We start from the raw sequence: 21,068 nt of genomic DNA, 5'->3' as shown, positions 1-21,068 counted from the left end.
GGAGTGATTACACCATTTTCCAGTTGATCTGCTCGCCCGCGTTGAGCGGAATCACATGGCTGTCGCCCAGCGGCAGCGAAGCCGGCAAGGTCCAGCTTTCGCGCTTCAGGGTGATGGTGTCCGTGTTGCGCGGCACGCCGTAGAAGGCCGGGCCATGGAAGCTGGCGAACGCTTCCAGCTTGTCGAGCGCGCCAGCCCGTTCGAACGCTTCCGCATACATTTCCATCGCATGCAGGGCCGTGTAGCAACCGGCGCAGCCGCAGGCCATTTCCTTGGCGCCTTGCGCGTGCGGCGCCGAGTCGGTGCCGAGGAAGAAGCGCTCGTCGCCGCTGGCGGCCGCCGTCATCAGCGCCAGGCGGTGCTCTTCGCGCTTGAGGATGGGCAGGCAGTAGTAATGGGGGCGGATGCCGCCCTTGAAAATCTCGTTGCGGTTGTACAGCAGATGATGCGCCGTGATGGTGGCGGCGATCGGGCCTTCCGCTTCGGCCACGTACTGCGCCGCGTCCTTGGTGGTGATGTGCTCGAACACCACGGACAGGGCCGGGAAGGCGCTGCGCAGCGGACGCATCACGCGCTCGATGAAGACGGCTTCACGGTCGAAAATATCGATTTCCGGATCCGTCACTTCGCCGTGCACGAGGAAGGGCATGCCCACTTCCTGCATCACTTCGAGGACCTTGTAGCAGTTCTTCAAATCCGTCACGCCCAGGTCGGAATTCGTCGTGGCGCCGGCCGGATACAGTTTGACGGCCTGCACGATGCCGCTGTCCTGCGCGCGGCGGATTTCGTCGGGCGAGGTATTGTTCGTCAGGTACAGCACCATCAGCGGATCGAAATTCACGCCTTCCGGCACGGCGGCCAGGATGCGCTCGCGGTAGGCGGCAGCATCGGCCGTGGTGGTAACGGGCGGTTTCAGGTTCGGCATGACAATGGCGCGGCCGAACTGGCGCGCGCTGTGCGGCAGCACGCTGGCCATGACGGCGCCATCGCGCAGGTGCAAATGCCAGTCGTCTGGGCGGGTGATGGTGATGGAGGATGGAACGGCGGTCTGGGTGTGATCGAGTGTGGACATGGCGGCTGCTCTCAGGCGGTCATTGCGAATAGCGCCATTTTACCAGCCGCGGGACTACAGCACCGGCTGGGCAAGCCTGTGGGGAATGCTCAGGCGACAGCCAGTTTCAGGTGTCCGATGGCGTCGGCGCTCGGCCTGACGCGGATCTCGATGTCGTAACCGAGGCGGTTCAGGCAATCCATCAGTTTGCGCTCGGACAGGCCGGAAAAATCGCCACGCAGCATGCCCGACACTTTCGGCTGCGCGATTCCCATGCGCCGCGCCGCTTCGTCCTGCGTCAGCTCCAGCTTGCGCATGGCATTACGGATTTCGCCAACCAGGCCGGACTTGATTTGCAGCTTGTCGGCGCCAGGCAGGCCCAGGTCGGCAAAGACGTTACCGCTGGACAGTTCAAACTCTACCTCATCGGCGATGCGTTTTTTCATGGCGTAACTCCTCTATCCATTGTTGTGCACTGTGAAGGCGGGCGCGCACCAGATCCATCTCCCGCTTCGGCGTCGCGATACCGCTCTTGCTCTTCTTTTGAAAGCAGTGCAGCACGAACACCGCCTCCTCGAACTTCACCGTGTAGACGGCACGGTAAGTGCCACCCGCATCGTCCTCGACGATTTCCAGCACGCCCGCGCAACCGAAGCCGTGCAATACCTTGGCGTTGTCATGACGGTCACCGCGCTGCGCCAGATCCAGCGCATGGCCAAAGAACGAACGTATGTCCACAGGTAAGCCCATTAACTCTTTCTTGGCGGAAGCGACCCACACCAGCGGCTTATGGGGCTTTGCCGGTTTCTGGACGGTCTTCATGGATTATACCTTTATTAGTATAAATCGGAAGAATTGGCTGGCAAGGAATCAGCGTACGGCGGATTGACTGGAGGTCGTTTGCGGCACGCCAAGCACGGGGGCTGGCAGACGGCAAAACGGCCGGTATGCACCGGCCGTTTTCAATATCAGGAGCGTACGCGAATCAGGATTTGGCCTGAGGCGCCTCCTGCTTCGCCACCCAGGCGCGGATATCGGCCAGCATCCGGTCCAGCGCGGCGCGGTCATACACGTGGCCGCGGCTGACCACCAGGCGGATCTGGCGCGTGGCGCCGATGTCCTGCAGCGGGTTCGCATCGAGCACCAGCAGATCGGCCGCCTTGCCCGCCGCCACGCTGCCGTAGCGGTCCAGCTTGCCCAGGAAGCGGGGGCCGTTGATGACGGCCGACTGCAAGGCTTGCTGCGGCGTCAGGCCATACTGCACGTACAGGCCGATTTCATCGTGCAGGGCCTGGCCCGGATAGTCGAAGGAATTCAGGAATCCCGCATCGGTGCCGGCGATGATGCTCACGCCCTGCTGCTGCAGGATCGGCAGCAGCTGCGCCGACTTTTCAAACTGCGCATGGCGCTGGGCGATGGCTTCCGGGCCATCCTTGGCGGCGCGCTGCACGCGCCAGTCGTAGGTGGCGCGCAAACCCTTGCCGATGTATTGCAGGGCCGGATCGTGCGTGTGGTCTTCGCGGTCCAGGTAAGCCGTCACACGCGAACCCCACAGGGTCGGCACGATGGCCGTGCCGCGTGCGGCGAGGTAGCTGAAGGCCTTGCGCGCCGTCGGCTCGTCGTAGCTTTGCAGGCTCTCGCGCATGGCTTCGCGGCCGGTCAGGGTACCGGCAGCCACCCTGGCCGTCAGCTCCTGTTCGCGCGGCGTGGTGGCGCGCAGCAGGTAGGACTGGTGTTCGATGGTGCCCAGGCCCGCATCGGCCATCTGCTCCAGGGTCAGCTGCACGGGAATATGGCCCGAGGTGCGCATGCCCCGTTCGCGCGCCTGGTGCAGCGCTTCCAGGTACAGCTCCGGCTTCAGGGTGTTTTCCGTGATCTTCACGAAGTCCACTCGCTGCGCCTGCAGGCCGTCGAGCGCGCGCGTGACTTCCTGCGGCGTGCCCACTTCGATGGTGCCTTTCCACAGCGGCTTGATGCCTTCCAGCTTCGCGCCGGACGTAAAGATTGTCGGGCCTTCCAGCTGCCCCGCGTTGATCTGCTGGCGCCATGCCAGCACCGTGTCGGGCAAGTCGCCCGAACAGTCGCGCACCGTGGTGATGCCATGCGCCAGATACAGGGGCAGCAGCTGCTTGTTCTCGTCGATCAGCTCGGGGCCGCCGCCAAAGTGCACGTGCGTGTCCCACAGGCCCGGCATCAGGTATTTGCCGGGCAGGCGGATGGTCTGCTTCGGCGCGTAGTTGCGCAGCTGCGCGTCGTCGACGACGGCGACGATGCTGTCGCCCTTGAGCAGCACGGATTGTCCCTTGACGGCACGGCCGCCGGCAACATCGATCAGGGTGGCGTCGCGCAGGACGATGTCGACGGCGATCTTGTCCGCCGCGTGGGCTTGGGCGAGCAAGCCCAGCGCCAGCATCACGCCGGCTATTTTTTTCATGACAGGCATTGGTACTCTACTTCAAAGTGATGGAAAATTAATGGATGATCTTGGCGAGGAAATCGCGCGCCCGGTCCGAGCGTGTCGTGTTGAAGAAGTCATCCTTGCTGCAATCCTCGATGATCTTGCCCTGGTCCATGAAGACGATGCGGTTGGCCACGCGCTTGGCAAAGCCCATTTCATGGGTGACGACCATCATCGTCATGCCTTCCTGCGCCAGGCCCACCATCACGTCGAGCACTTCGTTGATCATTTCCGGATCGAGCGCCGATGTCGGCTCGTCGAACAGCATGGCGATCGGGTCCATCGACAGCGCGCGGGCGATCGCCACGCGCTGCTGCTGGCCGCCCGACAGCTGGCCGGGGAATTTATCCTGCTGCGACAGCAGGCCCACGCGGTCCAGGTATTTCAAGCCCTTGGCATTGGCTTCATCGGCGCTGCGGCCCAGCACCTTGATCTGGCCGATGGTCAGGTTTTCGCGGATGGACAGGTGCGGGAACAGCTCGAAATTCTGGAACACCATGCCGATGCGCGCGCGCAGTTTCGACAGATTCGTCTTCGGGTCGTTGACGGTGATGCCGTCGACGATGATCTGTCCCTGCTGGATCGGTTCCAGGCCGTTGACGGTCTTGATCAGGGTCGACTTGCCGGAGCCGGACGGGCCGCAAATGACCATCACATCGCCCTTGGAAACCTTGGTGGTGCAATCGGTGAGGACCTGGAACTGGCCATACCATTTGCTGACGTTATTGAGTTCAATCATCTTGTTCTTTCTTTTCGGTTAGCGAATGATGGCGACGCGTTTCTGCAGGCGCTTTACCAGGAACGACAAGGCATAGCACAGCACGAAATACACGACGGCGACAAACACGTACATCTCCACCAGGCGGCCGTCGCGCTGCGCGATCTTCGAGGCGGCGCCGACGAAATCGGGGATCGACAGCACGTACACGAGCGACACGTCCTGGAACAGCACGATGGTTTGCGTCAGCAGCACGGGGATCATGTTGCGGAACGCCTGCGGCAGCACGATGCTGCCCATCGTCTGCCGGTAATTCATGCCCAGCGCCTGGCCCGCCCACACCTGGCCACGGGGAATCGACTGTATGCCGCTGCGCATGATCTCGCAATAGTAGGCCGCCTCGAACATGATGAAGGTGATCAGCGCGGAAGAAAACGCCCCCACTTTCACGGGTTCGTTCGCGCCGATGACCCAGGCGGCGATGTACGGCACGAGGAAGTAGAACCAGAAGATCACCAGCACCAGCGGGATCGAGCGTATCAGGTTGACGTAGCTCGACGCCACGCCCGAGACGATGCGGTTGCCGGACAGGCGCATCAGCGCCAGCAGGGTGCCCAGCACGATGCCGCCCACCATGGCCAGCGCCGTCAGTTTCAGGGTAAACACCATGCCGGTCTGGAACAGATAGACCCACGAGCGGGAGATGACGTCGAAGTCGAAATTACCGAACATGTCAGTGTCCTCCCGTCTTGGCGCCGGCGACGATGAAGCCCGGGATGGCGACCTTTTTCTCGATCAGGTGCATCAGCACCACGACCAGCAGGTTGACGACGACATAGATGATGGTGGCGGCGGAAAATGCTTCGAACACCTGGAAGGAAAACTCCTGGATGGCGCGCGCGCTGGCCGTCAGTTCGATCAGGCCGATGGTCAGCGCCACGGAACTGTTCTTGATGATGTTCAAAAATTCGCTGGTCAGCGGCGGCATGATGACGCGCGCGGCCATCGGCAGCAAGATGAAGCGGTAGGTTTGCGGCAGGGTCAGGCCCAGCGCCGTGCCGGCCAGTTTCTGCCCGCGCGGCAGCGCCTCGATGCCCGTCGTCACTTGCACGGCCACGCGCGAAGAGGTAAAGAATCCCAGGCACAGCACGGCCGTGACGAACGGCGCGTTCGGCAGCGACTTGACCCAGGCGCCCAGGTCCGGCGGCAGCAGTTCCGGCATGACGAAATACCAGAGGAACATCTGCACCAGCAGCGGCACATTGCGGAACAGTTCAACATACGCATTGGCCACGCCGACCAGCCATTTATTCGGCAAGGTGCGGACGGTGCCGATCACCAGACCCAGGATCAGGGCCATGATCCAGGCCGTGCCGGCCGTGGCCAGGGTCCAGACGAGGCCGGACCACAGGGTGTCCATATACGTGCCCACGCCATCGGGAGACATCTCCCAGAAAATGCGCCAATTCCAGTTGTAATTCATGATCATCCTTCCCATGCAGCTCACAAGGCGCGGCACGATGGCCGTCCACCCCGCAAATGAAACGGGAGGCTTGCGCCCCCCGGTTTTTTACGCAGTCTTTACTTTTTCCGTTTGTCCGATGTCTTCTGCGCTTCGGGAACGGCCGCATACGCAGCCGGGTCGCCCGAGTCGGTCGGATTCATGAACACGGCCTTCAGCTGCGGCGGCATGGGGAATTTCAGGTTGATGTTTTTCGGCGGGATCGGCGAAGTAAACCATTTCGCGTAGATGCGGTTGATGTCTTCGCTCTTGTACAGGCGGATCAGGGCTTCGTCGACCACTTTCTTGAAGGCAGGGTCGCCCTTGCGCAGCATGATGCCGTAGGGCTCGACGGACAGCGCTTCCTTGGTGATTTCGTAGTCGTTCGGGTTTTTCGAATTGGCCACTTGCGAGGCCAGCAGGATATCGTCGTTGGCTTCGGCCACCGCGCGGCCCGTTTCCAGCATCAGGAACGATTCAGGGTGATCCTTGCCGACGGCAATCGTCATGCCCAGGTTCTTTTCCTTGTTCAGAATCGTCATCTGCTTGATGGTCGACGTGCCTGCCGTGGCGACCAGGGTCTTGCCGCGCAAGTCTTCCAGGGTCTTGATGTTCGAGGTTTTCTTCGACAGCACGCGGTTGCCGATGACAAACATGGTGGGCGCGAATGCCACCTGCTGCTGGCGTTCCAGATTGTTCGTCGTCGAGCCGCATTCGAGGTCGATGGTGCCGTTGGCCATCAGCGGGATGCGGTTGGCCGAGGTGACAGGGCTCATCACCACTTTCAGTTCGCTCATGCCCAGGTGCTTTTGCAGGGCCGTGACGACTTTCATGCACAGGTCGATCGAATAACCCTGATATTGCTGCTTGTCATCGAGATAGGAGAAGGGAACGGAGCCGTCGCGCACACCGAGGGTGACGGAACCGGCTTTCTTGATCTTGGCCAAGGTGCCGGTCAATTCCTGGGCCTGGACTGGCGACATGCTGCTGATGACGCCAACGCTGAGCAGCGTGGCGAAGATTTTGGTCAATTTCATAAATTCTCCTGGGCGGACAAACCGGATGTACTCCGAACGAAACAACTGTGGTGCAGACGCCACCAATGGAATTAATTTTATTTCATTTTCAGCGCTGGACTAGCCGTTTTCTGCGATTGCCATCAAATAGGCGCTATACGCGCGCCTGAAGGGGCGCGGCTGTAGCATTTTTCCTACTGATTTCCCATTCCCGATTTATTTTGCTGGCGCCAGGCCCGCCAGCGCTTCGTCCTCTTCCCCCTCATCGTCCAGATTTGCCTGCTGGCGTTGCCACATCTGCGCGTACAGGCCGTCCGCTGCCAGCAATTGCGGATGCGTGCCCCGCTCGACGATACGCCCATGGTCGAGCACCAGGATTTGCTGCGCGTCGGCCACCGTCGACAGCCGGTGGGCAATGACCAGGGTGGTGCGGTTTTTGGCGATCTCCTTCAATTGCGACTGGATCGCCTGCTCGGCCTTCGAGTCGAGCGCCGACGTGGCCTCGTCGAAGATCAGGATGGCCGGGTCCTTCAGCAAGGTGCGGGCGATGGCCACGCGCTGCTTTTCGCCACCCGACAGCTTCAAGCCGCGCTCGCCCACCATGGAATTGTAGCCATCTGGCAAGCTTTCAATAAAATCATGGATCGATGCCGCTTTCGCCGCCGCCACGATGGCGTCCTTGCTGGCGCCCGGCTTGCCGTAGGCGATGTTGTACTCGATGGTGTCGTTGAACAGTACCGTATCCTGCGGCACGATGCCGATGGCCGCGCGCAGGGAATCCTGCGTGATGGCGCGCAAGTCCTGGCCATCGATGGTGATGCCGCCGCCATCGACTTCATAGAAACGGAACAGCAAACGCGACAGGGTCGACTTGCCCGAGCCGCTATGCCCGACCACGGCCGTCGTGGTGCCGGCCGGGATCTGGAAATCCACGTCGAACAGGATTTGCCGCTTGGCTTCATAGCTGAAATCCACGTGCGCAAAACGTACGGCCGCGCCCCGCGTGACGAGCGGTTTTGCTTCCGGCGTATCGGCGATTTCGCGGTTCTCGTTCAGCAAGGAAAACAAACGCTCCATGTCGGCCAGACTTTGCTTGATTTCGCGGTAAATGACCCCTAAAAAATTGAGGGGTATGTACAGCTGGATCATGAAGGCGTTCACCAGCACCAGGTCGCCCAGGGTCATCGTGCCGGCGATCACGCCCACCGTGGCGCGCCACAGGATCAAGGTGACGGCCGTGGCGATGATCAAGGACTGGCCCGTATTGAGCAGGGACAAGGATGTCTGCGATTTCACGGCCGCCGACTCGTAGCGCTGCAAGCCCTCGTCGTAGCGCTTGGCCTCGTAATCCTCGTTGCCGAAATATTTCACGGTTTCATAGTTGATCAGCGAATCGATGGCCTTGGTATTTGCCTTCGAATCGAGGTCGTTCATGGTGCGGCGGAAATGCGTGCGCCAGTTCGTCACCAGCACGGTAAACGCGATGTACGACACGAGCGCCACTGCCGTGATGACGGTGAACCAGATGTCGTAATGCAAGACCAGATAGCCGAGCACGAGGGTGATTTCCACCAGGGTCGGCAAGATGTTGAACAGGGTGTAGGAAATGAGCGAGCCCACGCTGCGCGTGCCCCGTTCGATATCGCGCGTCATGCCGCCCGTTTGCCGGTTCAAGTGGAAACGCAGGGACAAGGCATGCAGGTGGCGGAACACTTGCAGGGCGATGGTGCGCACGGCCCGCTGCGTGACGCGGGCGAACAGGAATTCGCGCAATTCCGTAAACAAGGTGGTCGACAGGCGCAGCAAGCCATATGCCACCAGCAAGCCCACGGGCAGCACCAGCAGCGCTTGCGGATGGGCTGCCGTGATGGTCATGGCATCGACGAGTTTTTTCAGGATCAGGGGCACGCCCACGTTGGCCAGCTTGGCGCCCACCAGGCATAGCAGCGCCAGCAGCACCCGCCATTTGTAGACCCACAGATATGGCAGCAAGGTCTTGATGGTGGCGAAATCGCTGTGGCTGGCGGAGGCTGGCGAGCGGGGCGGAGGGGGGGTCTGGGAACGGCGCATGGCGAAGGTCGGCTTTTTATGGTTCAATCGGGGCAATTGTAGCCTTTCATGAGAATAAAAGATGAGCACCTCCCCCGACCGCCCTGATAACTGCCTCGCCTCCGGCCTGCCCGCCGGAAAAATGCCGGAATTGCGCATGATGCCAGCGCCATCCGACGCCAATGTGTACGGCGACGTGTTCGGCGGCTGGATCATGGCGCAAGTCGACATCGCCGGTTCCCTGCCGGCCACGCGGCGCGCCAACGGCCGCGTCGCGACCATTGCCGTCAACTCCTTCGTCTTCAAAAACCCCGTTTTCGTCGGCGATCTGCTGTCCTTCTACGCTGAAATCGTCAAGGTCGGCAATACCTCGATCACCGTCAATGTCGAAGTGTATGCCGAGCGCAACCGCCTGCAGGCGTGCATCGTGAAAGTCACGGAAGCCACCCTGATCTACGTAGCGACCGACTCCGACCGCAAGCCGCGCAAGGTGCCGCCCATCGAAACCCTGCTGTCACAATAATCCCGCGTTGTATTTTCAGACGGCATGGATAGCCAGCGCCGCGTCTTCCTGCAAAGCGCTGCCCGCATAGCGTCCCTGGCCGCGGCCGGCAGCGTGCTGTCCGGTTCCGGCGCGCGCGCCGCCACGCGCCTCAATGGCGCGGGCTACCCGTTCGCGCTGGGCGTCGCTTCCGGTTCGCCCCTGCCCGATGCCGTCGTGCTGTGGACGCGCATCTGCCATGATCCGCTGCACGCCGCCGCCACGCCCGCCATCGCCTTGAGCGTGCGCTGGGAAGTGGCGGACGACGAAGCGTTCCGGCGCATCGTCGCCAAAGGGCAAGCCACGGCCACGCCCGCCCTCGCGCACAGCGTGCATGTGGACGTGGCAGGCCTGGCGCCCGGACGCTGGTACTGGTACCGTTTCATGCTGGGCGACGCCGTCAGCCCCGTGGGCCGCACGCGCACGGCGCCCGCCGCCGATACCCTGCCCGCCTCGCTGAAGCTGGCCGTGGCCTCGTGCCAGCACTGGGAATTCGGCGCCTACGCGGCGCACCGGCATATCGCCGCGGCCGCGCCCGACCTGGTGGCCTTCCTCGGCGACTACATCTATGAATGGGGGCCGTACCAGCTGCAGCACCCAGGCCGGGCCGTGCGCACGCATGAAAGTTTTACCCTGGACGAATACCGCGCCCGCTACGCGCAATACAAGAGCGACAAGAATTTGCAGGGCGCGCACCTGGCCGCGCCGTGGATCGTCACCTGGGATGACCATGAGGTGGCCAACGATTATGGCAATGACCGCGACGAGTTGCTCACGCCTACCTTTTTGCAGCGCCGTGCAGCCGCTTACCAGGCATTCTATGAACACATGCCGCTGCGCCTGCTGCCGCTGGGCCGGCGGGGCTTTGTCGACATGCGCATCTACCAGCGCTATGACTGGGGCCGCCTGGCGCGCTTCCACGTGCTGGACGACCGGCAATACCGTGCCTATCACGCATGCGCCAAGCCGGGCCGTGGCGGCTCCAATTCCGTCACCACGCGCAGCTGCCCCGACTTGCTCAAGCAGCAACGCACGATGCTGGGCGAAGAACAGCAGCGCTGGCTGCAAGCGGGACTCGATACTTCTCCCGCGCACTGGAATATTTTGGCCCAGCAAACCCTGATGGCGCAATCGAGCCAGGTGCCCATCGCGCGGCCCGGTGACGAACGCATCTGGACCGATGGCTGGGATGGCTATCCGATGGCGCGCCAGCACCTGCTCGATGCCCTGCGCAGCAGCGGCGCGCGCAACCCGCTGGTGCTGTCGGGCGACGTGCACACCTTTTATGCCACGGAACTGAGCCGCAACGCCATGCGCCCCGCCAGCAAGGATAATCCCGTGCTGGCCACCGAGTTTTGCGGCACCTCAATCACCTCGAGTTCACGCCCGCAGGCGCGCACGGAGCAGTACGTGGCGATGAATCCGCACATCCGTTACGGACGCAGCGACAAGCGCGGCTACATGCTGCTGGATATCACGCCAGGGAAAACCACGGCCCTCTTCCAGGGCCTGGACAATGTGCGCGACAGCGCGTCCCCCATCGCGACACTGGCCAGCTTCACCGTGCAGGACGGCAAGGCTGGCGTGCAGAGATAGTATTCAAGCCGCTTTCTTTTCGTCGCGCAATTGGCGGCGCAAGATCTTGCCGACATTGGTTTTCGGCAATTCATCGCGGAACTCGATGTATTTCGGCTTCTTGTACGCCGTCAACTCATGCTTGCAATGCTCGCGGATCTGTTCCACCGTCAGGTTCGGATCCTTGCGCACGACGAACACTTTCACGGCTTCGCCCGAGTTGGCATCCGGCACTCCGATGCAGGCGCATTCCAGCACGCCCGGGCACGACGCGACCACGTCTTCCACCTCGTTCGGATACACATTGAAACCGGACACGATGATCATGTCTTTCTTGCGGTCCACGATCTTCACATAGCCGCGCTCGTCCATGACGCCCACGTCGCCCGTCTTGAAGTAGCCGTCGGCCGTCATCGACTTGGCCGTCTCGTCCGGACGCTGCCAGTAGCCGGCCATCACTTGCGGGCCGCGCACGGCGATCTCGCCCGGCTCGCCCAGCGGCACTTCCACGCCATCGTCGTTGAGGATCGCCACTTCCGTCGAAGGGAAAGGCAAGCCGATGGTACCCGTGAATTCCGTGATGTCGACGCGGTTGCCCGTCACGACAGGCGATGTTTCCGACATGCCATAGCCTTCGATCAGCGGACAGCCCGTCAGTTTCAGCCAGCGTTCGGCCACGTTGCGCTGCAGGGCCATGCCGCCACCATTGCACACTTTGTAGCTGGAGAAATCGAGCTTGGCGAAGTCGGCATTGTTCAGCAGCGCGTTGTACAGGGTATTGACGGCCGGGAAGACAACGATCTTGTGCTTGGACAATTCCTTGACGAAGCCGGGGATGTCGCGCGGGTTGGGGATCAACACGTTCAAGCCGCCTACGCGCATGCCCATCAGGGCGCTGACCGTCAGCGAATAGATGTGATACAGGGGCAAGGCGCACATGAAGCCCATCGAGGTGGCGCGCATTTCCTTGGTCATCACGGGTGAAATCCACGCCTCGTTTTGCAGCACGTTGGCGATCACGTTACGGTGCAACAGCATCGCGCCCTTCGACACGCCCGTCGTGCCGCCCGTGTATTGCAGGAAGACAATATCGTCATGGCCTTGCTGCACCGGAGTGAGTGTCAAACGGGAACCCTCGGCCAGCATCTTGTTGAAACCGATGGCGCTCGGCAGGGAAAACGCAGGCACCATTTTCTTGATCTTGCGCACGACGAAGTTGACGATGGTGCCCTTCACGCCGCCCAGCAAGTCGCCCATGGTGGCCACGATCACATGCTTGACCTGCGTGTGCGGCAGCACCTGCTCCACCGTGGTGGCGAAGTTTTCCAGCACGATGATCGCCTCGCTGCCCGAATCGATCAGCTGGTGTTGCAATTCGCGCGGCGTGTACAGCGGGTTGACGTTGACCACCGTGTAGCCGGCGCGCAGGATCGCCGCCATCGCCACCGGATACTGCAGCACGTTCGGCAGCATGATCGCCACGCGCGCACCCGTTTTCAGGCCCTTGCTTTGCAGCCAGGCCCCCATCTGCAGCGACAGCTTGTCGAGCTCGCGGTAAGTGAGGAATTTATCCATGCACACGAAAGCGTTACGGTCCGCATATTTCTGGAACGACTCTTCCAGCAAATGCGTCACGGAACGGTACTGCGTGCAGTCGATCTCTGCGGGAACGCTGTCCGGGTACGACTTCAACCAAATCTTGTCCATCAATTGCCTCATCTTTATCTGTATTGAAGGGGGCGCAGCCTTGGGCGCCCCCGGCACTGTTTATGCTGCTATCTTTGTTTCGTCACGCAGGGCGCGACGCAAAATCTTGCCGACATTGGTCTTCGGCAGTTCATCGCGGAACTCGATGTATTTCGGCCGCTTGTAACCCGTGAATTGCTCCTTGCAATACGCGGCCAGCACGGCCTGGGTCAGGTTCGGGTCCTTGCGCACCACAAACACTTTCACGGCCTCGCCCGAATGCTCGTCGGGCACGCCTACGCAGGCGCACTCGAGCACGCCCGGGTGGGCCGCGATGACGGCTTCGACTTCGTTCGGATAGACGTTGAAGCCGGAGACGAGAATCATGTCTTTCTTGCGGTCCACGATCTTCACGTAGCCGCGCTCATCCATGATGCCCACGTCGCCCGATTTGAAGTAACCGTCGGGTGTCATGACCTTGGCCGTTTCATCGGGACGGTTCCAGTAGCCGCTCATCACTTGCGGGCCGCGGATGCCGATCTCGCCCGTCTGGCCCAGCGGCACTTCCTTGCCGTCATCGTCGAGGATGGCGATATCGGTCGACGGCACGGGCAAGCCGATGGTGCCCGAGAACGCCGTGCTGTCGGCGCGGTTGCAGGTGGCGACGGGCGACGTTTCCGACAGGCCATAACCTTCGATGATGGACACGCCCGTCACCTGCAGCCACTTGTCATTGACGGCTTGCTGCACGGCCATGCCGCCGCCATTGGCGATCTTCAAGCCCGAGAAATCGAGCTTGGCGAAGTCGGGATGATTGACCAGCGCGTTATACAGTGTATTAACCGCCGGTAACAAGTTGAATTTGTACTTGCCCAGTTCCTTGATCAGGCCCGGGATATCGCGCGGATTCGGGATCAGGATGTTCAGTGCGCCCACGCGCGTGCCCCACATCGCGCACGCCGTCAGCGCAAAGATATGGTACAGCGGCAAGGCGCAGACGATGATCAGCTGCTCCTTGCTGTTCTGGTCGAGCGCCGCGCCCGACCACGCTTCGCTTTGCAGCACATTGGCGATTACATTGCGGTGGCTCAGGGTCGCGCCCTTCGACACGCCCGTGGTGCCACCCGTGTATTGCAGGAAAGCGGCGTCGTTGATGCTCAGCTCGACCGGCGTGAGTTTCATGCGGCTGCCCAGCGCCAGCGCCTGCTTGAAACGCATGGCGTTCGGCAAGGAATACGCGGGCACCATCTTCTTGACGTTGCGCACGACAAAATTGACGATCATGCCCTTCAAGCCGCCCAGCATTTCGCCCATGCTGGCGACGACGATGTGCTTGACGGCCGTCTTGCTCAGCACTTGCTCCAGGGTATGGGCAAAGTTTTCCAGCACGATGATGGCTTCGCTGCCCGAATCGTTGAGCTGGTGCTCGAGTTCGCGCGGCGTGTACAGCGGGTTGACGTTCACCACCGTGTAGCCGGCGCGCAGCACGGCGGCCAGGGCTACCGGATACTGCAGCACGTTCGGCATCATCAGGGCAACTCTGGCCCCTTTTTTCAAGCCGCGGCTTTGCAGCCAGGCACCCAGCTGGCGCGAATAAGTGTCGAGTTCGGCATAGGTAAGAAATTTGTCCATGCAGACATAGGCATTGCGGTCTGCATATTTCTGAAACGCTTCTTCCAGCACATGCACCAGCGAACGATATTGATCAGGATCGATGTCGGCGGGAACGCCGGGAGGATACGACTTCAGCCAAATTTTTTCCATCCTGTGCCTCTTGTCTCGAATAATCGTGGGGGAGCCGACGCACCCTGTCGGCGCGGATCATTGCTGCGGATTCTGTCGTCCGGCAGTCAGTTTGAGCATTCTGACGAGCATTTGCTCTATGCTACTAATGCGATGCTATCGGGCGCCGCGCTTCCATGCAAGCGCTTTCAACAGTATTCGAGCGGCAACTCTAAGGGCTTTTTATGCTGCAATGCAGCATGATAAATACACTGTTACCGGATCGTTTGCCTTGGCGTGCGAGACAATCTTTACGGGTCAGGGGCTGGACAATTGTTCCAGCGCACGCCTGCGCTCAGGCTTATTCATCTGGGCCATTGTGTGCACTGCAGCATAAAAAGCACGAAAGTTCTTTTTTTCTTCCAGCAATTTTTTGAAGGCAGGCAAAAATTCATTGTAGGTAGACACGGAAGCCAGGTGCGCATTGCTCAATGGCTGTTCGAACCAACGGTCGTAACCGGCAAAACCACCCCAGCGCTGCTTCAGTACCTGATACGCATCTTGCAATGCCGCAAACACCTGCGCCTTGCGCCCGCGCTTGTCCGCATCGCTGGCGTCGCTGGCATACACGGCCTCCAGCTGCCCCCGGTATTGCAGCAGCAAGGCCAAAAAATCCTGGCGCCGCGCCGCGTACTGGGCATACGACGCGCGCATGGCGTCATTGCCCTCGCGCGCCAGCCAGCGCTGCACGCCCGCCTCTTCCACCGCGCCGGCAAACGACTCGTTGAAGGCCGAATCGCCGGGCACGTACACCACCTGGTGCGCCAGTTCATGGAAAATCAGGCGCGCCAGTTCCGCATCGTTATAATTGATAAAGGTCGACAGCAGGGGATCGTCGAACCAGCCCAGGGTGGAATACGCGGGCACGCCGCCTACCTGCACGTCGTAATGCTGGGCGCGCAACTCCTCGGCATACGCGAGCGCCTCGTCCTTGCTGTAATAGCCGCGATAGCTGACGCAGCCGGCAATGGGAAAACACCATTGCAGCGGCTGCAGCGACAATTCCGGCGTGGCCACCACGTTCCACAGCACGAACGGTCGACGCAGGGCCGCATAGTTCTTGTAGCTGCCGTTGTCGGGCAAGTCCAGCTCGCTGACGGCAAAGCGGCGGATCTGCTGCGCCTTGGCCAGGCGTACTTTCAGGCGCGGTTCGGTGGCCGGATCATCGAGCCAGTCGCCGATGGGGCGCGCGCCGGACCACAAGGCATATTGCCCCTGCGCCGCCTGCGTGTAGTAGCGCAGCTGCGTGCAGCCGCCCAGCAGCATGCACAAGCTGCCGACAAGCAGCCGGGCCGGCCAGCGCGCCAGCGCGTTCACCTCAGCCGGCCTTTTCCACTTCGACCAGCGTATCGTAGAAGGTGGGCGCGCGGCCCATGTCCGTCAGGCGCTGGCTGGTCACTTCATTGGCGTTCTTGCCGTCGCTGGCCAGTTTCTTCCACCACACGGACAAGCCCACGACCAGGCCCCGTCTCGCCTTGTCCGTGACCCGGGCCTTGGCAACAAAGCTGCCGCGGTCATTGAAGATGCGCACCATGTCGCCGGCCGCGATGCCGCGCGCGGCGCCATCGTCGGGGTGGATATCGAGGTGCGGCTCGCCTTCGGCCGCGCGCAGGCTTTTCACGTTGACAAAGGTGGAGTTGAGGAAATTGCGCGCGGGCGGCGAAATCATGGCCAGCGGATAGCGGGCCGCCAGCGCGGGATTGCTGGCCAGCGATTCATGCGGTGCGATATACGTGGGCAGGGGATCGAGGCCCGCCTGCGCCATGGCTTCCGAATAAAACTCGCACTTGCCCGATGGCGTAGGGAAACCACCCTCGGCAAATGGCGCCTCGGGCATGGCCAGCTTTTGCCAGCCCGTGCGTTTCAGCGATTCCCAGTCGAAATGCACGGCGCGCGCATCCGTCGCATCGAATGCCTTGGCCGCCAGCGCATCGTCGCTTTCCTGGAAGCACGGGTCATCAAAGCCCATGTGCTGCGCCAACAGGCGGAAGATTTCCGTATTCGCCTTTGCTTCGCCCAGCGGCGCCACGGCCGCATTGTTCGCCATCATGTACAGGTGGCCATAGGTGGCATGCGTATCGACGTGTTCCAGCTGCGTGGTGGCGGGCAGCACGATGTCGGCGTAGTCGACGGTATCGGTCTGGAAATGTTCGAGCACGACCGTAAACAAGTCTTCGCGGGCAAAGCCTTGCGCCACTTTCGAGGAATCGGGCGCCACCGCCAGCGGATTCGAGTTGTAGACGATCACGGCTTCCACTTGCGGGCCAAAGTCGGGCGAGCTGGCTTTCAGCAGATCGTCGCCGATGGTGCTCATGTTGATGGTGCGTGGCGTGCCTTTCAACAAATCGGGCCGCTGCAAGGCCTTGCGGTTGATGGGGAAGGACCCCGAGCTCGACAGCTGCATGCCGCCGGCAGGGTGGCGCCAGGCGCCTGTCAGGGCGGGCAGGCAGGCGATGTTACGCACCGCCATGCCGCCCCCATGCACGCGCTGCACGCCGTAGTTGGTACGGATGGCGGCCCCCTCGCCAGAGCGGCATGCCTGGCCGTACAGGCGCGCCAGTTCCACCACTTCCGTGGCCGTGATGCCGCAGACTTCGGCCACGCGTTCGGGCGGCCATTCCAGCGCACGCTGTTTCAAGCCATCATAGCCCACGGTGTAGCGTTCGATGTAGTCATGATCGAGCCAGTCTTCGGCAATCAGGACATGCATCAAGCCCAGTGCCAGCGCTGCATCAGTGCCCGGCAGCAAGGCGACGTGCTGATGGCATTTTTCCGCCGTCAGCGAGCGGTACGGATCGATGGCGATCAGCGTGGCGCCATTGCGCTTGGCCTCTTGCGCACGCATCCAGAAGTGCAAATTCGAGGCGATCGGGTTGCCGCCCCAGATGATGATCAATTTGGCGTTCTGGAACTGTTCCAGGTCCGTGCCGATGCTGGCACCCACCGTGTAGCGGTAGCCCGTGGCGCCGGCCGAGGCGCAGATGGTGCGGTCCAGCAAGGAAGCACCGAGCTGGTTGAAAAAGCGCGACGACATCGACTCGCCCTGCACCAGTCCCATGGTGCCGCAGTAGCTGTACGGCAAGATTGCCTGCGGATCGCGCGCGGCGATCGGTTTCAGGCGGGCGGCGATGGTCTGCAATGCCTCCTCCCAGCTGATGCGCTCGAACTTGCCCTCTCCCTTCTTGCCCACGCGGCGCAGCGGATGCAGCAGCCGGTCCGCATGGTAGGTGCGTTCCGTGAAGCGCGACACCTTGGTGCACAGCACGCCAGCCGTGGTGGGATGGTCAGGATCGCCCTTGACGGCGGTTGCCACGCCATCGGTCACGGTAACCAGCAAGGCGCAGGTATCAGGGCAGTCGAGCGGGCAGGCGGCGCGCACGTGGGTGGTGGTCATGGGGCAATCCAAAAACGTTGGGGGAAGGCGATACTGTAAACCATTCCGCCCGCTTGCTGTTGGCGCCATGGCAAGCACGTCCGTGCGCTGGATTTCCCCGGCAAACAAGGGCTACAATGCATTATTAGCCGCGCCTGTTTTTGATCAAACAAGCGCGGTCCGGCGCGCCATACATTGCTGCGTGCCAGCATCCACAGGAGAGTCCGATGAAACTAGTTGATCCCATCTTGGCGTTTCAATCCGAGCTGCAAGGTATCCGCCGCGACCTGCACGCGCATCCCGAGCTGTGCTATGAAGAACAGCGCACCTCGGACGTCGTTGCTGCCAAACTGACGGAATGGGGCATTCCCGTGGTACGCGGCCTGGGCCGCACTGGCGTGGTCGGCATCATCCAGCATGGCACGTCCAAGCGCGCCATCGGCCTGCGCGCCGACATGGATGCCTTGCCCATGCAGGAAATGAATACCTTCGAACACGCGTCGCGCCACCCGGGCAAGATGCACGCCTGCGGCCACGACGGCCACACAGCCATGCTGCTGGGCGCGGCCCATTACCTGGCGCAGCACCGCAACTTCGACGGCACCGTGTACCTGGTCTTCCAGCCGGCGGAAGAAGGTGGCGCCGGCGCCCGTGAAATGATCGAAGATGGCTTGTTTACACGCTTTCCCATGGATGCCATCTACGGCATGCACAACTGGCCCGGTGCCGAAACGGGTACGCTGAGCGTGGTGGAAGGACCGATGATGGCCTCCAGCAATGAATTCCACGTCACCGTCAAAGGCAAGGGCGCGCATGCGGCCCAGCCCCACAAGGGCATCGACCCCGTGATGGTGGCCGTGCAAATCGCGCAAAGCTGGCAAACCGTCATCACGCGCAACAAGAGCCCGCTCGACACGGCCGTGCTGTCGATCACGCAAATCCATGCGGGCAGCGCCACCAATGTGATCCCCGACGACGCCAGCCTGGTCGGCACCGTGCGCACCTTCACCACGCCCGTGCTGGACTTGATCGAGGAGCGCATGCGCGAGATCGCCGTGCACACGGCCGCCGCCTTTGGCGCGGAAGTCGATTTCCACTTCAAGCGCAACTACCCGCCGCTGGTCAACCACGCGAAAGAAACGGCGTTTGCCGTCGACGTGATGAAAAGCGTGGTGGGCGCCGACAAGGTCAACGCGAATGTGGAACCGACCATGGGCGCGGAAGACTTTGCCTTCTTCCTGCAAGAAAAAGCCGGCTGCTACATCTTCATCGGCAATGGCGATGGCGAGCACCGCGATGGCGGCCACGGACTGGGTCCATGCGTCTTGCACAATGGCAGCTACGACTTCAACGACAATCTGCTGCCCATCGGCGCCAGTTTCTGGGTCAAGCTGGCCGAAGCGAGCCTGCCCGTCGCGTAAATCAGCTCAGCTGATCCGGACCATCGCCCAGGCGCTGGCCCGGATTCAGTTCTTCCAGGGCCAGCAAGGCCGCCGCATGGTCTGCCGTCGGATACGTTTCGGCAATGCTTTCATAGCGCTGCGTCACCAGTTGCGTCACCGGCAAGGTGACGTGCGCTGCATCGGCCGCCGCGAGGATGTTGTGCATGTCCTTGATCTGGCTTTTCACCTGCCCACCAGCAACAAAATTTCGTTCCAGCATACGCTGGCCATGCACATCCAAGATCTTGCTCTCGGCAAAACCGCCACGGATGGCCGCCCTGACGGCAGCCGCATCGGCGCCGGCCGCCTGCGCCAGCAACAGCGCTTCGGCCACGATAGTCAATGTTGCGCCCACGATCAGCTGATTGCACAGCTTGGCAACTTGCCCACTGCCGGCCGGTCCCACCAGGGTCGGACGGCCCATGGCGGCCAGGATGGTTTCCACACGCGCGTAATCGGCGCTGCTGGCGCCGGCCATGATGGCCAGGGTGCCCGCCTGCGCCCCGCCGACGCCGCCCGAGACGGGCGCATCGATGAAGGCATGGCCGGCAGCTTCCAAGGTGGCGTGGAATTGCTGGGCTTCTGATTGCTTGGTGGAACTCATATCGATCCACACCGCGGCGGCAGGCAGGGCCGGCAGCGCCTCGTGCAGTACCTGCGCCACGATGGGACCGGCTTCCAGCATCGAGATGACCACGTCCGCACCGCTGACCGCCTCCGCCACGGAAACCGCCGGCCGCGCGCCGGCCGCACGCAGAACTTGGGCCTTGCTGTGCGTGCGATTCCAAACTGTGACAGAATATCCAGCGCGTAGCAGGCACCGGACCATCGGATCCCCCATCAGACCGATACCAAGAAATGCGATTTTTGTAGAGAATGTCAATTGAACCCCTGAGATCAACAAGTGGCGAGAGCGGCATGCAAAGCAAGGTGCCTGTGCAAACAAGACAATAGCCTATCGGCCAATTTTACGATGAAAGCCTCTATGTTCTTCAAGAAGAATCTCCTCAAATCCATCGCCGCCGTTGCCGCGCTGATGGCGGCCAACGCCGGCTTTGCCGCCGACGACAAACTGATCGACTCCGTCTACGGCGAATATGCCAAGGGCGTCAAAGTGCAAATGCTGCGCGCCGGCGTGACGTCGAACTGGGACAAAGCCTGGTTTGTATCGAATGGCACGCAGCTGAGCGGTTACTGGGATGCCAGCATCGGCGGTTGGGATGGCAAGAGCTACCGCAATGTCCCTGGCCAGCATCAAAAACTGTGGGATCTGGGCTTTACTCCCGTGTTCCGCTTTGAAAACACAAACAAACTGGGCTTTTATGCGGAAGGCGGCATTGGCGTGCACATGCTGTCCAAGCTGTACGATAACGACGATAACCGCCTGTCGACCCACTTCCAGTTCGGCGACCATATCGGCGTCGGCTATGTCTTCAATAACAAATGGGAAGTCGCTGCGAAGATCCAGCATTTCTCGAACGGTGGCTACAAGAAACCGAATAGCGGCGTCAATTACATGAACGTCAAAGTCGCTTATCACTTCTAATGGGGTTGATAAATGACAAAAGCAGCGCGTAGCGCTGCTTTTTTTTCGCCTGTTGCATGGGCCGCGTGCAGATGCCGGCATGGATCGGACCGGGTGCAGGCCGGATTGGCGTGCAAGCGCGTCATCCGGCATTAACGTCAACCTCACCAACAAAGCGCCAGACGAAAAAAAACCCCGCCATTGCTGACGGGGTTTTTCTCTACTGCGAATAACAAGCCTGACGATAACCTACTTTCACACTGGTTGCAGCACTATCATCGGCGCAAAGTTGTTTCACGGTCCTGTTCGGGATGGGAAGGGGTGGGACCAACTTGCTATGGTCATCAGGCA

Annotated in this window: 18 protein-coding genes and 1 rRNA gene; 4 read left to right on the top strand and 15 right to left on the bottom strand. The window is 61.4% G+C overall.

What is annotated here, in order from left to right; all coding sequences use genetic code 11:
* Positions 1–7: 7 nt before the first annotated feature.
* The 9 genes from pyrC to VPH41_RS00055 all read right to left on the bottom strand — a co-directional run bounded on the left by pyrC (position 8) and on the right by VPH41_RS00055 (position 8,814).
* Positions 8–1,072: a dihydroorotase gene (gene pyrC, locus VPH41_RS00095; RefSeq protein ID WP_152254772.1), complete on the bottom strand. Its 1,065-nt coding sequence runs from the start codon at positions 1,070–1,072 to the stop codon at positions 8–10.
* Between the two features lie 89 nt (positions 1,073–1,161).
* Complete coding sequence (locus VPH41_RS00090) at positions 1,162–1,497, bottom strand: helix-turn-helix domain-containing protein (RefSeq protein WP_328568570.1); 336 nt, start codon at positions 1,495–1,497, stop codon at positions 1,162–1,164.
* Positions 1,475–1,873, bottom strand: coding sequence for a type II toxin-antitoxin system RelE/ParE family toxin (locus tag VPH41_RS00085; protein ID WP_328568569.1), 399 nt, complete (start codon positions 1,871–1,873; stop codon positions 1,475–1,477). The genes VPH41_RS00090 and VPH41_RS00085 overlap by 23 nt, the downstream gene beginning before the upstream one ends.
* A gap of 163 nt (positions 1,874–2,036) precedes the next feature.
* A complete protein-coding gene (locus VPH41_RS00080) occupies positions 2,037–3,485 on the bottom strand; it encodes an amidohydrolase family protein (protein ID WP_328568568.1) in 1,449 nt (482 codons plus the stop codon).
* Positions 3,486–3,522: 37 nt separating this feature from the next.
* A complete protein-coding gene (locus VPH41_RS00075; protein ID WP_152254770.1) occupies positions 3,523–4,248 on the bottom strand; it encodes an amino acid ABC transporter ATP-binding protein in 726 nt (241 codons plus the stop codon).
* A gap of 18 nt (positions 4,249–4,266) precedes the next feature.
* Positions 4,267–4,959 (bottom strand): amino acid ABC transporter permease, encoded by a 693-nt coding sequence (locus VPH41_RS00070; RefSeq protein ID WP_152254769.1) that lies wholly within the window; start codon positions 4,957–4,959, stop codon positions 4,267–4,269.
* Between the two features lies 1 nt (position 4,960).
* Entirely contained in the window at positions 4,961–5,710 is a 750-nt protein-coding gene (locus VPH41_RS00065) for an amino acid ABC transporter permease (RefSeq protein ID WP_152254768.1), read from the bottom strand.
* Positions 5,711–5,808: 98 nt separating this feature from the next.
* Positions 5,809–6,765: an amino acid ABC transporter substrate-binding protein gene (locus tag VPH41_RS00060; protein ID WP_152254767.1), complete on the bottom strand. Its 957-nt coding sequence runs from the start codon at positions 6,763–6,765 to the stop codon at positions 5,809–5,811.
* 195 nt (positions 6,766–6,960) lie between these two features.
* Positions 6,961–8,814, bottom strand: coding sequence for an ABCB family ABC transporter ATP-binding protein/permease (locus VPH41_RS00055; RefSeq protein WP_328568567.1), 1,854 nt, complete (start codon positions 8,812–8,814; stop codon positions 6,961–6,963).
* A 136-nt stretch (positions 8,815–8,950) separates the two neighbouring features.
* On the opposite strand from VPH41_RS00055, the gene VPH41_RS00050 reads away from it, so the two are divergent.
* Both VPH41_RS00050 and VPH41_RS00045 read left to right on the top strand, forming a co-directional pair.
* Positions 8,951–9,316, top strand: coding sequence for an acyl-CoA thioesterase (locus VPH41_RS00050; RefSeq protein ID WP_226938791.1), 366 nt, complete (start codon positions 8,951–8,953; stop codon positions 9,314–9,316).
* 24 nt (positions 9,317–9,340) lie between these two features.
* Entirely contained in the window at positions 9,341–10,930 is a 1,590-nt protein-coding gene (locus VPH41_RS00045; protein ID WP_328568566.1) for an alkaline phosphatase D family protein, read from the top strand.
* Positions 10,931–10,933: 3 nt separating this feature from the next.
* Here the strand turns inward: VPH41_RS00045 and VPH41_RS00040 are convergent, their stop codons facing one another.
* From VPH41_RS00040 to VPH41_RS00025, 4 genes are all read right to left on the bottom strand, one after another.
* Complete coding sequence (locus VPH41_RS00040; RefSeq protein ID WP_152282203.1) at positions 10,934–12,616, bottom strand: long-chain-fatty-acid--CoA ligase; 1,683 nt, start codon at positions 12,614–12,616, stop codon at positions 10,934–10,936.
* A 60-nt stretch (positions 12,617–12,676) separates the two neighbouring features.
* Positions 12,677–14,359, bottom strand: coding sequence for a long-chain fatty acid--CoA ligase (locus VPH41_RS00035; RefSeq protein ID WP_287777070.1), 1,683 nt, complete (start codon positions 14,357–14,359; stop codon positions 12,677–12,679).
* Positions 14,360–14,635: 276 nt separating this feature from the next.
* A complete protein-coding gene (locus VPH41_RS00030) occupies positions 14,636–15,643 on the bottom strand; it encodes an aminopeptidase (protein WP_328569596.1) in 1,008 nt (335 codons plus the stop codon).
* Positions 15,644–15,695: 52 nt separating this feature from the next.
* Positions 15,696–17,771 carry a molybdopterin-containing oxidoreductase family protein gene (locus VPH41_RS00025; protein ID WP_328568565.1) on the bottom strand — a complete coding sequence of 692 codons (2,076 nt, stop codon included), beginning with the start codon at positions 17,769–17,771 and terminating at the stop codon, positions 15,696–15,698.
* A gap of 206 nt (positions 17,772–17,977) precedes the next feature.
* On the opposite strand from VPH41_RS00025, the gene VPH41_RS00020 reads away from it, so the two are divergent.
* The gene (locus VPH41_RS00020) at positions 17,978–19,171 is read left to right on the top strand and encodes a M20 aminoacylase family protein (RefSeq protein WP_152282206.1); all 1,194 of its coding nucleotides are present in this window, start codon (positions 17,978–17,980) and stop codon (positions 19,169–19,171) included.
* Position 19,172: 1 nt separating this feature from the next.
* Here VPH41_RS00020 and VPH41_RS00015 read toward each other — a convergent pair whose 3' ends face one another.
* Positions 19,173–20,075, bottom strand: a complete 903-nt coding sequence (locus VPH41_RS00015) for an NAD(P)-dependent oxidoreductase (protein WP_442906231.1) — start codon at positions 20,073–20,075, stop codon at positions 19,173–19,175.
* A 90-nt stretch (positions 20,076–20,165) separates the two neighbouring features.
* On the opposite strand from VPH41_RS00015, the gene VPH41_RS00010 reads away from it, so the two are divergent.
* Positions 20,166–20,738: an acyloxyacyl hydrolase gene (locus VPH41_RS00010; protein ID WP_226941203.1), complete on the top strand. Its 573-nt coding sequence runs from the start codon at positions 20,166–20,168 to the stop codon at positions 20,736–20,738.
* A gap of 215 nt (positions 20,739–20,953) precedes the next feature.
* Here VPH41_RS00010 and rrf read toward each other — a convergent pair.
* A 5S ribosomal RNA gene (gene rrf / locus VPH41_RS00005) occupies positions 20,954–21,066 on the bottom strand.
* Positions 21,067–21,068 lie beyond the last annotated feature (2 nt).

It is taken from the genome of Janthinobacterium sp. P210006, assembly GCF_036231885.1.
In the GTDB taxonomy this organism is placed as follows: Bacteria; Pseudomonadota; Gammaproteobacteria; order Burkholderiales; family Burkholderiaceae_D; genus Janthinobacterium; species Janthinobacterium violaceinigrum.
Note: the sequence above shows the minus strand (reverse complement) of the source record. Positions and strands in the feature narration are given on the sequence as shown.

Excerpts from the sequence above, each read along its gene's own strand:
- VPH41_RS00035 (WP_287777070.1), bottom strand. The coding sequence starts at position 14,359 with ATGGAAAAAATTTGGCTGAAGTCGTATCCTCCCGGCGTTCCCGCCGAC.
- pyrC (WP_152254772.1), bottom strand. The coding sequence starts at position 1,072 with ATGTCCACACTCGATCACACCCAGACCGCCGTTCCATCCTCCATCACC.
- VPH41_RS00020 (WP_152282206.1), top strand. The coding sequence starts at position 17,978 with ATGAAACTAGTTGATCCCATCTTGGCGTTTCAATCCGAGCTGCAAGGT.
- VPH41_RS00025 (WP_328568565.1), bottom strand. The coding sequence starts at position 17,771 with ATGACCACCACCCACGTGCGCGCCGCCTGCCCGCTCGACTGCCCTGAT.
- VPH41_RS00055 (WP_328568567.1), bottom strand. The coding sequence starts at position 8,814 with ATGCGCCGTTCCCAGACCCCCCCTCCGCCCCGCTCGCCAGCCTCCGCC.
- VPH41_RS00050 (WP_226938791.1), top strand. The coding sequence starts at position 8,951 with ATGATGCCAGCGCCATCCGACGCCAATGTGTACGGCGACGTGTTCGGC.
- VPH41_RS00045 (WP_328568566.1), top strand. The coding sequence starts at position 9,341 with ATGGATAGCCAGCGCCGCGTCTTCCTGCAAAGCGCTGCCCGCATAGCG.
- VPH41_RS00030 (WP_328569596.1), bottom strand. The coding sequence starts at position 15,643 with ATGCTGCTGGGCGGCTGCACGCAGCTGCGCTACTACACGCAGGCGGCG.
- VPH41_RS00090 (WP_328568570.1), bottom strand. The coding sequence starts at position 1,497 with ATGAAAAAACGCATCGCCGATGAGGTAGAGTTTGAACTGTCCAGCGGT.
- VPH41_RS00040 (WP_152282203.1), bottom strand. The coding sequence starts at position 12,616 with ATGGACAAGATTTGGTTGAAGTCGTACCCGGACAGCGTTCCCGCAGAG.
- VPH41_RS00070 (WP_152254769.1), bottom strand. The coding sequence starts at position 4,959 with ATGTTCGGTAATTTCGACTTCGACGTCATCTCCCGCTCGTGGGTCTAT.
- VPH41_RS00075 (WP_152254770.1), bottom strand. The coding sequence starts at position 4,248 with ATGATTGAACTCAATAACGTCAGCAAATGGTATGGCCAGTTCCAGGTC.
- VPH41_RS00085 (WP_328568569.1), bottom strand. The coding sequence starts at position 1,873 with ATGAAGACCGTCCAGAAACCGGCAAAGCCCCATAAGCCGCTGGTGTGG.
- VPH41_RS00065 (WP_152254768.1), bottom strand. The coding sequence starts at position 5,710 with ATGAATTACAACTGGAATTGGCGCATTTTCTGGGAGATGTCTCCCGAT.
- VPH41_RS00060 (WP_152254767.1), bottom strand. The coding sequence starts at position 6,765 with ATGAAATTGACCAAAATCTTCGCCACGCTGCTCAGCGTTGGCGTCATC.
- VPH41_RS00010 (WP_226941203.1), top strand. The coding sequence starts at position 20,166 with ATGAAAGCCTCTATGTTCTTCAAGAAGAATCTCCTCAAATCCATCGCC.
- VPH41_RS00080 (WP_328568568.1), bottom strand. The coding sequence starts at position 3,485 with ATGAAAAAAATAGCCGGCGTGATGCTGGCGCTGGGCTTGCTCGCCCAA.